This is a genomic window from Pseudaestuariivita rosea (assembly GCF_017592335.1).
GTDB lineage: Bacteria > Pseudomonadota > Alphaproteobacteria > Rhodobacterales > Rhodobacteraceae > Parasulfitobacter > Parasulfitobacter rosea.
The window spans coordinates 1-13,480 of the sequence record NZ_JACNMP010000015.1; the positions used below are offsets into that span (position 1 = coordinate 1).

The 13,480-nt window shown below is 58.0% G+C and carries 12 protein-coding genes and 1 tRNA gene; 8 read left to right on the forward strand and 5 right to left on the reverse strand.

Annotation, left to right across the window (positions count from 1 at the left end; translation table 11 throughout):
* Positions 1 to 360: 360 nt before the first annotated feature.
* Complete coding sequence (locus H7848_RS11450) at positions 361 to 606, reverse strand: hypothetical protein (protein WP_208351520.1); 246 nt, start codon at positions 604 to 606, stop codon at positions 361 to 363.
* On the opposite strand from H7848_RS11450, the gene H7848_RS11455 reads away from it, so the two are divergent.
* Complete coding sequence (locus H7848_RS11455; protein WP_336512092.1) at positions 577 to 999, forward strand: tyrosine-type recombinase/integrase; 423 nt, start codon at positions 577 to 579, stop codon at positions 997 to 999. The genes H7848_RS11450 and H7848_RS11455 overlap by 30 nt on opposite strands.
* Positions 1,000 to 1,073: 74 nt before the next feature.
* On the opposite strand, the gene H7848_RS11460 is transcribed toward H7848_RS11455, so the two are convergent.
* Both H7848_RS11460 and H7848_RS11465 read right to left on the reverse strand, forming a co-directional pair.
* Positions 1,074 to 1,149, reverse strand: a tRNA-Val gene (locus H7848_RS11460).
* A 43-nt stretch (positions 1,150 to 1,192) separates the two neighbouring features.
* Positions 1,193 to 1,771 (reverse strand): histidine phosphatase family protein, encoded by a 579-nt coding sequence (locus tag H7848_RS11465; RefSeq protein ID WP_208351523.1) that lies wholly within the window; start codon positions 1,769 to 1,771, stop codon positions 1,193 to 1,195.
* 84 nt (positions 1,772 to 1,855) lie between these two features.
* Here H7848_RS11465 and H7848_RS11470 point away from each other — a divergent pair, with 84 nt between their 5' ends.
* Positions 1,856 to 3,037, forward strand: a complete 1,182-nt coding sequence (locus tag H7848_RS11470; RefSeq protein WP_208351780.1) for a cytochrome P450 — start codon at positions 1,856 to 1,858, stop codon at positions 3,035 to 3,037.
* 194 nt (positions 3,038 to 3,231) lie between these two features.
* Complete coding sequence (locus tag H7848_RS11475) at positions 3,232 to 3,510, forward strand: hypothetical protein (RefSeq protein WP_208351526.1); 279 nt, start codon at positions 3,232 to 3,234, stop codon at positions 3,508 to 3,510.
* A 181-nt stretch (positions 3,511 to 3,691) separates the two neighbouring features.
* On the opposite strand, the gene H7848_RS11480 is transcribed toward H7848_RS11475, so the two are convergent.
* Positions 3,692 to 4,858: a hypothetical protein gene (locus tag H7848_RS11480; protein WP_208351532.1), complete on the reverse strand. Its 1,167-nt coding sequence runs from the start codon at positions 4,856 to 4,858 to the stop codon at positions 3,692 to 3,694.
* 210 nt (positions 4,859 to 5,068) lie between these two features.
* On the opposite strand from H7848_RS11480, the gene pgi reads away from it, so the two are divergent.
* Together pgi and H7848_RS11490 are read left to right on the forward strand one after the other, a co-directional pair.
* Positions 5,069 to 6,676: a glucose-6-phosphate isomerase gene (gene pgi, locus H7848_RS11485; protein WP_237072710.1), complete on the forward strand. Its 1,608-nt coding sequence runs from the start codon at positions 5,069 to 5,071 to the stop codon at positions 6,674 to 6,676.
* A 77-nt stretch (positions 6,677 to 6,753) separates the two neighbouring features.
* A complete protein-coding gene (locus tag H7848_RS11490; protein WP_208351538.1) occupies positions 6,754 to 7,230 on the forward strand; it encodes a hypothetical protein in 477 nt (158 codons plus the stop codon).
* A 206-nt stretch (positions 7,231 to 7,436) separates the two neighbouring features.
* On the opposite strand, the gene H7848_RS11495 is transcribed toward H7848_RS11490, so the two are convergent.
* The gene (locus H7848_RS11495; RefSeq protein ID WP_208351545.1) at positions 7,437 to 8,384 is read right to left on the reverse strand and encodes a radical SAM protein; all 948 of its coding nucleotides are present in this window, start codon (positions 8,382 to 8,384) and stop codon (positions 7,437 to 7,439) included.
* Between the two features lie 167 nt (positions 8,385 to 8,551).
* On the opposite strand from H7848_RS11495, the gene zwf reads away from it, so the two are divergent.
* From zwf to H7848_RS11510, 3 genes are all read left to right on the forward strand, one after another.
* Complete coding sequence (zwf, locus tag H7848_RS11500; RefSeq protein WP_208351547.1) at positions 8,552 to 10,006, forward strand: glucose-6-phosphate dehydrogenase; 1,455 nt, start codon at positions 8,552 to 8,554, stop codon at positions 10,004 to 10,006.
* A 48-nt stretch (positions 10,007 to 10,054) separates the two neighbouring features.
* Positions 10,055 to 10,726: a 6-phosphogluconolactonase gene (gene pgl / locus H7848_RS11505; RefSeq protein ID WP_208351556.1), complete on the forward strand. Its 672-nt coding sequence runs from the start codon at positions 10,055 to 10,057 to the stop codon at positions 10,724 to 10,726.
* A gap of 179 nt (positions 10,727 to 10,905) precedes the next feature.
* The gene (locus H7848_RS11510; RefSeq protein WP_208351559.1) at positions 10,906 to 13,320 is read left to right on the forward strand and encodes a GcvT family protein; all 2,415 of its coding nucleotides are present in this window, start codon (positions 10,906 to 10,908) and stop codon (positions 13,318 to 13,320) included.
* Positions 13,321 to 13,480: the final 160 nt, after the last annotated feature.

Below are 13,480 nucleotides of genomic sequence, written 5' to 3' on the forward strand. Positions count from 1 at the left end.
TTGTGGGACGTGATCCTCAAGCGAGAATTCATAGAACAGCGCAGCTTGTGCTTCCTGTTTCGGTCCCATCATCGCCAATGCCCCCAACCAATAAGGGAATTGAATCAGTCTTGGGCAACGCGATCAATAAGTGTTTTTCAACAAAATACGGCCGATTTTGTTGAAAAACACTTATTGATCGGGTAGTCATTCGCTGATTCATTCCTTTGAGGATTGGAGGGCTGGCTGATAATGGGACCAAAGCAGGAAGCGCAGCGACCACAGTTTTTCTGCCGACATATAGGCTAGCCGCGCTTCCAGAGTGGCCAGAAACCGTTCGTGTTTCTCAATCTTTGTGGTGCGTTTTTTGACCATCCCTTGCTAGATCAAGGGATTGATCAACTCGTTCCGGACCCGCAATTTGCCGTCCTTCAGCTTCTGGCCTTCCACCGCTCTTCCCCTTTTTCTTAGTACATCCGGTGTGTCCAGATGGTATTTTGTTTTGGTTTCTCGCGCCGCTGCAGGAAGGGTGTTTTGTCTTATTTTTCTTGTGTTGTCCTGTAGGGCAATTTCAGTAATGGAGGTGATGCAATCTGGATTGGGCGACAGCATGAATTCGATAGTCATGGTGTTCGTTGGCTTGGTTGGCAACCGCGCAAGAAAAACGCGTCATTTGTTGAGATACCAATGGCGCCACCCTTGCGGGAAGCGATCACAGCTGTCGCACGTATCGGCAAGGCCTATGTTTTGAACCATTATGGCAATCCCTTCAAAACCTCTGACAGTTATCGAAACTGGTTCCGAAAACAATGTGACGAAGCTGGGTTGATGAACTGCTCCGCGCACCGCGTTCGCAAGGCTTTGGCAGAGCTGTTGGCCGAAGAGAGATGCAGCGAACACCAGATCATGGCGGTGCTTTCGCACTCACAACCGACCACATCTTCCATCTATACGAAGGGCGCAGGGCGACGTGCATTGGCTGCCGAAGCAATGCGTTCAATTTCGGGATTCGTATGGTGATGTGGACCACGCCACGTTTCAGTGTGGTCCATAATCAGAAATATCTCTTTATTTTCAAGTAGATAGATTTTGAATGGTGGGTGATGAGAGACTCGAACTCCCGACATCTTCGGTGTAAACGAAGCGCTCTACCAACTGAGCTAATCACCCGACAGGCGTGCTTCTAATAGAAAGCGCGACCAAGATGCAAGTGCTAATCTAATGTGTCGTGGCGTCCGTCGATCACGCGGTGCACGACCCCTTGTCCGCCCGGTAAATCCGAGACCAGACTGATGTCATCCGACAATAGGATCGACCGCAGAAAACGCGATGTCACCCCGTGGGTCACGACAATCGTCGGGCCATCCACCTGATCCAGAAATGCCCTGCAACGGGCCTCTAGCCCGGCAAAGCCTTCGCCGCCCGGCGCCTTGTCGTACCAGCCCAACAGTTGCTGACCAAAGATATCCGGGTTTTCTTCGGCAATTTCAGATCGCAGGCGCCCCTGAAACTGACCCACGTCAATCTCGGTCAGTCGATCATCAGTCTCAATCCGGTCGATCAGCCCCGCCACCGCCAGCGTCGCCGTCTGATAGGCGCGGCCCTGGGGGCTGCTGCAGGCGACAAAATCATCCAGATCCTGCGAGGCCAGCAGATGTTGTTGCCGGATGGCTTGCTCGATCCCCTTATCCGTCAGGGGCGAATTCAACCGACCCTGCATGCGCCCTTCGGCATTCCAGGTGGTTTCACCATGCCGCAGAACATAAATCGGGGGAAAAGATCGCGTGGCCATAGCGTTTCAATACCGCACCATCGCCCGGTGTAAATGGCTTTTTCGCCCTTGCCCTTGCGGCAGCTTCCGACGACGCTGCGGATCATGCAAACCTATAAACAATCCCCGACCGATGACGCCTTTGTTCAGGATCCTTACACTTTCTACGACAAGGCGCGGTCGACCGGGTCGATCTTCTTCTGGGACGACTACGCGATGCCCTGCGTCTGTTCCTATGCCGGTGCCTCTGCCGTTCTGAAAGACCGCCGCTTTGGGCGCGAGGCGCCTGTGGACCAGCGCGCGCCGCGGCCAGATCATCAAGCCGGGTTCTGGGCGGTCGAGGATCATTCGATGCTGGAACTGGAACCGCCGCGGCATACCAAACTGCGCAAACTGGTGCTGCGCGCCTTCACCAGTCGACGGATCAATGATCTGCAGCCGGAAATCACGCAATTGTCGCATGATCTGCTGGATGATGTCCCCTCTAGTCCCTTTGACCTGCTGCCCCGTTTCGCCGAACGTCTGCCGGTCACGATCATCGCCCGTCTGATCGGCGTGCCCGATGACCACGCGCCCCAGCTTTTGGCATGGTCACACGCCATGGTCCGCATGTATCAGGCCAGTCGCACCGAGGCCGATGAACAGGCCGCTGCCCAGGCTGCAACCGACTTTTCCAATATGCTGAAAGACCTGATCGCCGACCGCCGCAAAGCCCCGCGCGATGATCTGCTGAGCGAACTTCTGGCCGCCCGCGATGCAGGCGCGGAACTGTCCGAGGCCGAGGTGATCTCAACCTGCATCCTGCTGCTCAATGCGGGGCATGAGGCCACAGTGCACACCATCGGCAACGGGGTGAAGGCGCTGCTGGAACATGACATGGGCGCACAGTGGCTGACGCCTGACCGAGTCGAGGCGACGGTCGAGGAAATCCTGCGCTACGACCCGCCGCTGCACCTGTTCACCCGGTGGGTTTATGAGGACACAGAGGTCATGGGCCATCAGTTCCACAAAGGTGATCAGGTCGCCGTTCTGTTGGGCGCTGCCAACCGCGATCCCGGCCGGTGGGAGGACCCGCATCAGTTCCGTCCAAACCGCCCTGTGCAAACGCACACCAGCTTCGGCGCCGGCATCCACTTCTGCCTCGGCGCCCCCCTGGCCCGGCTGGAACTGCAAATCGCCCTGCCCATCCTGTTCACACACCTGCCTAATCTGCATCTCACAGAACCACCCCAATACGCCAACAGCTTCCACTTCCACGGCCTGGAACAATTAATGATCAGCGTATAGTCGCCGCACACCCATTATCTGTTGGCCACGTTCGATATATTTTTTCAGATTAAGTATATGAAATATAATATAATTTATTCAGCAAAAGTACTATCTCAACCCCAAAATAAAAAACAGAACCTAGCAATCAGCCTGCCCAACAAACGACATTTTTCAACCATCACAAGACCCACGGAAAAACATATGAGGTTCTTATGAAATTCACCCCCCGTTTGGCTATCGCCCTTTTCGGATTTGCTGGCCTGGCCGCGTGTTCCAATTCAGAGAGCGATAACACACCACCACTTCCCAAGGAAACACAGGTGGCCGCGTTCAAACAATGCTCGGCGGAATTGAACATACCCCTGCAATTGCAGTATCTGGATCGACGCGGCGGAGGAGTTCACATATTCATGGTGAACGGCAACGGTGTTACACTGGCCGACGCACGCAGCATGAACAAATGTGCCCGGGCTAAACTATCGGATGCTTAGACCTAAGGCGTGACACCCAATGCGTGCCCGTGCAGTACAAATGTCCGGGCATGTTATTGTTGATCTTTAACTGACTATTTTTACACTTTGTCTCACAAGCGCTGTTGGGAGAAGCTGATCGGTAATCAGACAGCATGTTAGGTCAAAAGACACTAGCTTTAGAAGACCGGTTCCCAAACCCTCAGTCATAAAATCCGCCGCCGATCATGATGTCGACGTCTTTGTCCCAGGCGTCGTGGTGCAGCAGGCCGAAGGACGTTGTCACCTCTTTCCCGTCGTCATACTTCAGCTGGATGGTATTACCATCGATGCGATACCAGCCCTGTGCGTCGTCTGACCCGCTGCCTGTCGCGGTCGTATTGCCCACCGACCCGCCGATGGCGACGGTCGTGTTGTTCGAAAACCGCCCGTCCCGCTCAAAACACCAGGCATTGATCGCAAAGGACGACGTCTGCGCAGCAAAGCCCAACGTGTACCCCCGCGATGAACTATAGCACCCATCAATCCGCATATCATCCTGCGCCGGTTCAACCGGGATCGTCAGGTAATAGTCCTGATATGCGTTACTGCCAGCCCATTTGACTTCAAGGTCGCCACCTTTCACACGCCACTGGCCCCAACCGTTTTCAGCCGCGCGGCGGGCTGCGGTCGCGCCTTGGGCAAAAGCGGGGCCGGGTTTTGTCGTCGCGCTCTTGTCGTGGAACGTCACAACCGCGTACTGCTGCGCCTCATACCCGCTGACACCCGGCTGAAAGTCACCGATGTACCATAGCTGTTGAAATCCGTCCGGCTCGGCCCCCTTGGAAAAAGCCGGGCTGCCCGAGGGGCGCCGGACATCGCGCAAAGCGCGCGGCGCGTTTTCACAAATCGACTTCGCCAGACCGGAACCGTGCACCTCTTGCGTGACAGGACCACTGTCCATGTCAACGGGCCAGCTAAACTCAAAGCGACGGATCTGCAGTTGGTCAGAACAAGCTGTAATGATCGACGCACGGTTGTCACGGACCAATCGGCTGACGATTGCCACGCCATCGACGCCAAATTCCACACCGTCCAGCATTCTGGCATCACCGATTGTTTTCTGAATTTTAACACCTTCTGACGGATTATCCTCAATCCGTTCGATCCAGGTTTCCAGGCTTTTGCCCCGACGGCTTTCCCATGGCCATGTGCGAACGACAACCTGATCGCCCCGCACCGTCTTTCGCAGCACGATCTGATCCCCATCGGCGGTGGCGGTCCATCCATTACGCTTCGAAATCGCCTCCATATCCGCCGCCAATATCGCCGGCGTAGAAAGCAGCGCGAAAGACGCGACGGCACCCAAAAGACTGTTAAAATTCAGCATCAATCCATCCTGACAATTGTAAATAAAATCACCTGTAATTGTGCCACATCAAGAACATTGCAGCCAGAGTTTCGAAACAATCGGCCAGATCATGCCGGTTATCCGATCGGCAAAAAAGCCGCAAAGCCCGCGCCAACCGACTTGCACAGCCCTGCCCATTCGGTCTTGATGCGGGCAAGCGCCCTGTATTCGAACCAGACGGAGTTTTCCATGTGGACTGACCTGAAAGCCCACCATCAGACCGTGGCCAACCGCCCGATCCTTGATCTTTTTGATGACACACGGGCCGCGGAATTCTCGGCCCGGTTCGACGGGTTGCTGTTTGATTATTCGAAAACCAACATTGACGATAAGGCGCTGAAATTACTGGTCGAACTGGCAGTCGCGACGGGGGTTATGGCCAAACGCCACGCGATGTTCGACGGTGACAAGATCAATGAAACCGAAGGCCGCGCCGTGCTGCACACCGCCCTGCGCAATCTGGACGCGCGGCCTGTCATGGTCGATGGGCAGGACGTGATGCCCGCCGTTCTGGGCACCCTGTCGCGGATGCAGGATTTTGCCAAAGCCGTCCGGTCCGGCAGCTTTCAGGGCCAGGGCGGTGCGATCACCGATGTGGTCAACATCGGCATCGGCGGATCAGATCTGGGTCCCGCCATGGCGACGCTGGCGCTGGCACCCTATCACGACGGCCCACGCTGCCATTTTGTCAGCAATGTCGATGGCGCGCATATCGCGGACACTCTGCACGGGCTTGACCCCAAAACGACCCTTGTGATCGTTGCGTCGAAAACCTTCACTACGATCGAGACGATGACCAACGCCCGCACCGCCCGCGACTGGATGGCAGGTCAGGTGACCAACCCCGCCGACCAGTTCGCCGCACTGTCGTCGGCACAGGATAAGACGGCCGATTTCGGCATCGACCCCGCCCGCGTCTTCGGGTTCGAAGACTGGGTGGGCGGGCGTTATTCGATGTGGGGGCCGATCGGGCTTAGCCTGATGATCGCTATCGGTCCCGACCAGTTCCGCCGCTTTCTGCAGGGCGCGCAGGCGATGGACCGGCATTTTGAAACGGCGCATCTGTCCGAAAACCTGCCCGTGCTGCTGGCGCTGGTGGGTATCTGGCACAACCAGATCTGCGGGTATGCGACGCGCGCCGTTCTACCCTATGACCAACGTCTGGCCCGCCTGCCCGCCTATCTGCAGCAGCTGGAAATGGAATCAAACGGCAAATCCGTCGCCATGGACGGCAGCAGCCTGGACATGCACAGCGGCCCGATTGTCTGGGGCGAACCGGGCACCAACGGACAGCACGCGTTTTATCAGTTGCTGCACCAGGGCACGCGGGTGATCCCTTGCGAATTTCTGGTGGCCGCGCGCGGGCATGAAGCTGACTTGCCCCACCACCATCAACTGCTGGTCGCCAATTGCCTGGCCCAGTCCGAGGCCCTGATGCGCGGCAGGTCCCTGGAGGAGGCCCGCAAAATCATGGCTGACAAAGGGCTGCAAGGCGCCGAACTGGACCGCCAGGCGCGCCACCGCGTCTTTGCCGGAAACCGCCCCTCGACCACCCTCGCCTATGACCAACTGACACCCTATGTGCTGGGCCAGATCATCGCGCTTTATGAACACCGCGTCTTTGTCGAAGGCGCCATTCTGGGCATCAATTCCTATGACCAATGGGGCGTCGAATTGGGCAAGGAACTGGCAACCGCCCTTGGCCCGATCCTGGCGGGCGATCAACCTGCGGCAGGCAAAGATGGCTCAACCAGGATGCTTGTAGACTTTATGACGCAGTCAACCGACAGAAGATAAAAACGCATTGCGCCAACACATAGCTTTATTTAGCAAATCAGCACGAAAAACATCTGCCAAGGTATTGTTAGAAAATGATGAATAATATTCTGAATTCAGTCATCTCTGTATTCACAAGCGCAACAATCGCGGCGGCATCGCCGCTTCATCCCGAATGGTCACAGCCAGAGACTCTGACGCCCACACCAGTGAATGAAGTCCAGATCCCACTGGGTGAGGATTATGAAGTCGCCGGCATAAACTGGAGCCGCAACGGCGAAACGCTGATCTTTTATCGCGTGGTTCAGATCGACGGTAGAACAGCCATTTGCGGCGCATTCTTTTCCAAAGGCCCGGTGCCCGGCATCGTCCAGCGTGATCTGTTGAAAACCGCGCGAATTCGGTCTGGTAATACGTTGCTCAGAACAAATCTGATATATTTCAAAAAGCTGGATCCCGAAGTTGACACGACTGAGACCGCCAAGCTGGATTGCCGTTTTTCCCGCAAAGCCTGGCGTGCCTCTTACGCGAACAATCTTAGCCTGAAGATTCGCAGCGGGACGTATGAATACTGACCCAGCATCGATCTTGCTTTAGACAACTGGACAGTTGAGTATTTGAGCCAAGAAGAAGAAGTTTATTGCGCTTCATTGGGCTTCGCCCGTTCGGGCCTGAAACGCTCCACTGGAGCGTTTCCAGCACGGCCCTAACCCTTCTTCTTGGCAAAAATACTCAAACCCCGTTCAACTCAACTACAGACCGCTGTTCATATGATGGCTGTCTAGGCCGAACAGCTGGCCCCGCCCAGAACACAGAACTTTGCGCAATGCGGGTGGTTCAGCGCCACGTCGCGTTCGGCCTCGGCCAGGGTCTGCCCCAGCTCAAATTCCGGCGCATAGGGCAGCAGGGTGCAGGCTAGAACGGCGAGTTTTTCCTCGCCCTTGCGCTTGACCACCATGCGCGACGACGAACACATCACACTGTCGGGTGACTTGCCCAGAATGCCCCAGCAGGCGGTCGTGATTTCGGGCACTTCGATCCGTTCATCCATTTCGGGGAACAGCACCGTTTCGGCCGGATCGAAAGCATCGATCGCAAACCCGTGCTGCGCATAAAAACCAGCGTATCCCTGACGGCTTTCAGCGTCCGTATCGCCCCAGACAGTCCGCCCCGCGACGGCCATCTTCAGCCCGTTGTCGCGCAGCCATTTCATGCCTGCCAACGTCTTGTCAAAGGCCCCTGCCCCGCGTTCTTCATCATGCAGATCGGCGCGGAAATGATCGACGGAAATCCGCAAGGTCAGCTTACCGGGAAAATCCGCATTCAGTTCAACCAGCCCCGCCTGAACCGTTTTCCGCATCATAGGCCGCATCGCATTCGTCAGGATCAGCACCTCATACCCGCGCTCCAGCGACGCGCGCGCCATGTCGATCATCTGCGGGTTCATGAACGGCTCGCCGCCGGTAAAGGCGATCTCACGCACGCCCCAAGCGCGATCTTCAAGCTGATCAACGTAATCACGCACCTCATCCGCGGTGATGTAAACCAGCGCATCATTGGTGGGCGAACTTTCGATGTAACAATTCACACAGGTGATGTTGCACAGCGTGCCCGTGTTGAACCAAAGGGTCTGCGGATTGGTCAAAGACACGGTCGCACGTTCTTCCCCCTTTGCCGTCCATTTGGGGTCTTCGAACTTGCCTATATTGGCACTAACGGTGTCTTTCATCGTATCCTCACTAACGCTTCCCGTTTTGCTACGCGGCTGAAAATCGATTGAAAAGACATCGCTGGCGGGTTGACGCCATTGTGAAGCATAAAAGCAATGCTAGACTAGCGCGGCAGATCGGTCTATTCCGGCCGATGTTATCGCTAACACGGAACAGGAGCCCAAACATGGTTTCGCGCGTCATACCCGTTGATCCCTTTGATCTGGTCATTTTCGGCGGCACAGGCGATCTGGCGCGACGCAAGATCCTGCCCGGGCTCTTTCGCCGGTTCTGCGCGGGCCAGATGCCCGATGACGCGCGGATCATCGGGGCCGCGCGATCTGATATGGATGACGCGGGCTATCGCGATATGGTGCGCAAGGCAATTGTCGAATTCGCGGGCAAGCTGGCCTGTGAGGATGGCACGATGAACGGCTTTCTGGACAAACTGCATTACGTGCCCATCGACGCGCGGGGCGAAGCGGGCTGGGCCGATCTGGCCAAACTGGTCCGCGGCGATGTGATCCGGGCCTATTACTTCTCGGTCGGGCCGGGGCTGTTTGGCGATCTGGCCGAGCGGCTGACCAAACACGGGCTGACGGATGACACCGTGCGGATCGTCGTGGAAAAGCCTTTCGGCCGCGATCTGGCCTCGGCCAAAGCGCTGAACCGCGATCTGGCCGCACATTTCGACGAAAGCCAGATTTATCGGATCGACCATTATCTGGGCAAGGAAACCGTGCAAAATCTGATGGCCGTGCGGTTCGGGAATATGCTGTTCGAGCCGCTTTGGAACAGTCAGTATATCGACCATATCCAGATTACAGTCGCCGAAACGGTGGGCGTCGGCGGACGTGGTGGTTATTACGACAAATCCGGCGCGATGCGCGATATGGTGCAAAACCACCTGATGCAGCTTTTGTGCCTGATCGCGATGGAACCGCCCAGCAAATTTGACCCCGACGCTGTTCGCGACGAAAAGCTAAAGGTGATCCGCGCGCTGGACCCGGTGGACCACCACCACATCGTGCGCGGGCAGTATGGCGCGGGACCCGATGGCGCAGATTATCGCACCGATGCCGAAAACCCCCGCAGCTTCACCGAAAGCTTCATCGCCATGCGCCTGCATATCAGCAACTGGCGGTGGGCGGGTACTCCGTTCTATCTGCGCACCGGCAAACGGATGAAGGCCCGCAGTTCCGAAATTACCGTGGTCTTCAAGGATGCGCCCCATTCGATTTTCGATGCCGAGGCCGGACGCCATCGCAACATGCTGTCGATCCAGTTGCAACCGAACGAAGGCATGACGCTGGATGTCACGATCAAGGAACCAGGTCCGGGCGGTATGCGCCTGGTCGACGTGCCGCTGGACATGACCTTTGCCGATGCCCTTGGCCCCGATGCCGAAGAGGTCCCCGATGCCTATGAACGGCTGATCATGGACGTGATCCGCGGCAACCAGACCCTGTTCATGCGCGGGGACGAGGTTGAGGCCGCCTGGGCCTGGACCGACCCCGTGATCGCCGAATGGGAGGCCCGCAACGACGTGCCCAAACCCTATGACCCCGGCAGCACCGGCCCCGACGACGCCCTGATGCTGATGCACCGCGACGGCCGCCGATGGCGGGATATCAGAACATGAGGCATCCTGCGGCGGTCAGCCGGCGCATAGAAAATGAAGGAAAACGCCATGGAATTCATCGAATATCCCGACCGTGAGATGATGATGATCGATCTGGGCAACAAGCTGGCCGGAGAGATCAAGAACTGTCTGCTGAACCACGAATGGTCGTCCTTTGCCGTTCCGGGCGGCACGACGCCGGGGCCGGTGTTTGACGTGCTGTGCGCCGCTGATCTGGATTGGAGCCGGGTGCATATCATGCTGACCGACGAACGATGGGTGCCCGAGGATCACGAACGCTCAAACACCCGCCTTTTGCGCGAACGGCTGCTGGTCGACCGCGCGGCGGATGCGAAATATATTCCGCTTTATGCCAAGGCCGACACGCCCGAAGACGTGCTGCCGGAACTTGAAGCCGTCATCGCGCCGGAACTGCCCCTGTCCGTCGTCCTATTGGGCATGGGGGCCGATATGCACACGGCCTCGCTTTTTCCGGGCGCCGACAGGCTGCAGGATGCCATGGCGGATAATGCGCCGATCCTGATGCCCATGCGCGCGCCCGGCGCACCGGAACCCCGCGTGACGCTGACCGCCCGTGTGTTGAAAGACGCGATGTCCAAGCACATTCTGATCACCGGCACAGAAAAACGCGCAGCACTGGAACGGGCACGACATATGTCGCTCTCTGACGCCCCCGTTGCCGCGATTTTGTCAGGCGCTCAGGTGCACTGGGCCGAATAGCTGTCTTCAATACTGCACCGTAAAGCGGCACGGCCCGGTGGTGCCCACCGGGCGTATCAGGTCGTTCAGACCACGGGTGCCGACCGTCACACCAGAAACGACATCACATGTCGCGCGCGGGCAATCGTGGCGTCGCGGATGTCGTAATCCTAACGCAGCAGGAATAAGGAGGCGCCGCCATGAAAACCACCACCCGTGTTGCCGTGATCGGCGGAGGCGTCGTTGGATGTTCGGTGCTCTATCACCTGACCAAACTGGGCTGGACCGACGTGATGCTGCTGGAACGTTCGGAACTGACCAGCGGATCGACCTGGCACGCGGCGGGCGGATTTCACACGCTGAACGGCGACACCAACATGGCCGCGCTTCAGGGCTATACCATCCGCCTGTATCGTGAGCTGGAAGAAATCACCGGCATGTCCTGCGGCCTGCACCATGTGGGCGGCGTGACGCTGGCCGACAATCAGGACCGCTTTGATATGCTGGTCGCGGAACGCGCCAAGCACCGTTACATGGGTCTGGAAACCGAAATCGTCAGCCCGGAAGAGATCGCCAAAATCGCGCCGATCACCAATCTGGATGGCATCGTAGGCGGGTTGTTCGACCCACTGGATGGTCACCTTGACCCGTCGGGCACGACCCACGCCTATGCCAAGGCTGCGCGCATGAACGGCGCGCAGATCGAACTGCACTGCAAGGTCATCGAGACCAACCAGCGCCCCGACGGCACCTGGGATGTGGTCACAGATAAGGGCACGATCCACGCCGAACATATCGTCAACGCCGCAGGCCTTTGGGCGCGCGAAGTCGGTGCAATGGCGGGCATCTATTTCCCGCTGCACCCGATGGAGCACCAGTATCTGGTGACTGACGATATCCCCGAAATCTATGAACGCGACAGTGAACACCCCCATGTGATGGACCCCGCCGGCGAAAGCTATCTGCGGCAAGAGGGGCGCGGTCTGTGCATCGGGTTCTACGAACAACCGTGCGAACCCTGGGCGGTCGATGGCACCCCCTGGGATTTCGGGCACGAACTGCTGAATGACAAACTGGAAAAGGTCGAAGACAGCATCGAATTTGCCTATAACCGCTTCCCTGTCCTGGGGCGTGCGGGCGTCAAATCGGTGATCAACGGCCCCTTCACCTTTGCGCCCGACGGCAACCCCCTGGTCGGCCCTGTGCCCGGCATGCGCAACTATTGGTCGGCCTGCGCGGTCATGGCGGGCTTCAGTCAGGGCGGCGGCGTGGGTCTGACGCTGGCGCAATGGATGGTCGAGGGCGAGCCCGAACGTGACGTCTTTGCCATGGATTGCGCCCGCTTTGGTCAGTGGATCACCCCCGGCTACACGCGGCCCAAGGTGATCGAGAATTATCAGCGCCGCTTTTCCGTCACCTACCCCAACGAAGAACTGCCCGCCGCGCGGCCGTTCCAGACGACCCCGATGTACGACATCTTTGATCAGATGGGCGCGGTCTGGGGCCACCAGTTCGGGCTTGAGGTGCCGAATTACTTCGCCGCCCCTGGCGAAGAACGCTATGAAACCCCCAGCTTCCGCCGCTCAAACGCGTGGGAGGCGACTAAGCGCGAAGTCCGCGCCGTGCGCACCTCGATCGGGATAAACGAGGTCCACAACTTCGGCAAATTCCGCATCACGGGCGCAGGCGCGCGCGACTGGCTGGACCGGATCATGGCAGGCCGCATCCCACAGCCCGGCCGGATGAGCCTGACCCCCATGCTGTCCCCCAAGGGCCGCCTGATCGGGGATTTCACGATCAGCTGCCTTGGCGAGGATGAATTCCAGCTGACCGCCAGCTACGGCGCGCAGGATTTCCACCACCGCTGGTTCCTGCAGCATTCGGAAGACGGTGTGAAGATTGAAAATATCAGCAATCAGCGCACCGGCTTTCAGATCGCCGGGCCAAATGCGGCCAAGCTGCTGCAATCCTGCACCCGGCAGGATGTCAGCGACATGCGGTTTATGGATGTGCGCCGGATGACCGTGGGCATGACAGACTGCATCGTCCAGCGCGTCAGTTATACGGGCGATCTGGGGTTTGAGATCTATTGCGATGTCATGAGCCAGCGCAGCCTGTGGCACACGCTTTGGGACGCAGGTCAGGCGTTCGACATCAAACCCTTTGGCATGCGCGCGATGATGTCCCTGCGGCTGGATAAATTCTTCGGGTCCTGGCTGAGAGAGTTTTCCCCCGACTACACGGCTGCGGAAACCGGACTGGACCGCTTTATCAGCTTCAAGAAAAACGTCGATTTCATCGGACGGGACGCGGCCGAGATCGAACGCGCCACTCCCCCTGCCCGCAAACTTTGCGCGTTCGAGGTCGATGCCGAGGACGCCGATGTGGTGGCCTACGAGCCGATTTTCCTGGATGGCCAGGTCGCGGGTTTCTGCACCTCGGGCGGCTATGCCCATTGGCCGGAAAAATCCATCGCAATGGGCTTCGTGCCCTGGGACCGGGCCGAAGCGGGCCTGAAAGCGCAGATCGAAATCCTGGGCCAGATGCGCGACGCCACCCTGATCACCGACCCCCTGTTCGATGCCGACGGCGCGCGCATGCGGGGCGCCCTTTAAAGCATGGTGCGCAAAAGTGGATACCGGTTTTGCGCCTAAAAACATGCGAAAAGCGCTGCGCGCGTTGCCTTCGGCAATTGAGTATTTGAGGAACAATAAAGGGCTGACCGTCTTTTATTGTTCCTCAAATACTCATTGACCGAACTTTCAGTGCATGACC

Excerpts from the sequence above, each read along its gene's own strand:
- H7848_RS11475 (WP_208351526.1), top strand. The coding sequence starts at position 3,232 with ATGAAATTCACCCCCCGTTTGGCTATCGCCCTTTTCGGATTTGCTGGC.
- pgl (WP_208351556.1), top strand. The coding sequence starts at position 10,055 with ATGGAATTCATCGAATATCCCGACCGTGAGATGATGATGATCGATCTG.
- H7848_RS11510 (WP_208351559.1), top strand. The coding sequence starts at position 10,906 with ATGAAAACCACCACCCGTGTTGCCGTGATCGGCGGAGGCGTCGTTGGA.
- H7848_RS11480 (WP_208351532.1), bottom strand. The coding sequence starts at position 4,858 with ATGCTGAATTTTAACAGTCTTTTGGGTGCCGTCGCGTCTTTCGCGCTG.
- pgi (WP_237072710.1), top strand. The coding sequence starts at position 5,069 with ATGTGGACTGACCTGAAAGCCCACCATCAGACCGTGGCCAACCGCCCG.
- H7848_RS11490 (WP_208351538.1), top strand. The coding sequence starts at position 6,754 with ATGAATAATATTCTGAATTCAGTCATCTCTGTATTCACAAGCGCAACA.
- H7848_RS11495 (WP_208351545.1), bottom strand. The coding sequence starts at position 8,384 with ATGAAAGACACCGTTAGTGCCAATATAGGCAAGTTCGAAGACCCCAAA.
- H7848_RS11470 (WP_208351780.1), top strand. The coding sequence starts at position 1,856 with ATGCAAACCTATAAACAATCCCCGACCGATGACGCCTTTGTTCAGGAT.
- H7848_RS11450 (WP_208351520.1), bottom strand. The coding sequence starts at position 606 with ATGACTATCGAATTCATGCTGTCGCCCAATCCAGATTGCATCACCTCC.
- zwf (WP_208351547.1), top strand. The coding sequence starts at position 8,552 with ATGGTTTCGCGCGTCATACCCGTTGATCCCTTTGATCTGGTCATTTTC.
- H7848_RS11465 (WP_208351523.1), bottom strand. The coding sequence starts at position 1,771 with ATGGCCACGCGATCTTTTCCCCCGATTTATGTTCTGCGGCATGGTGAA.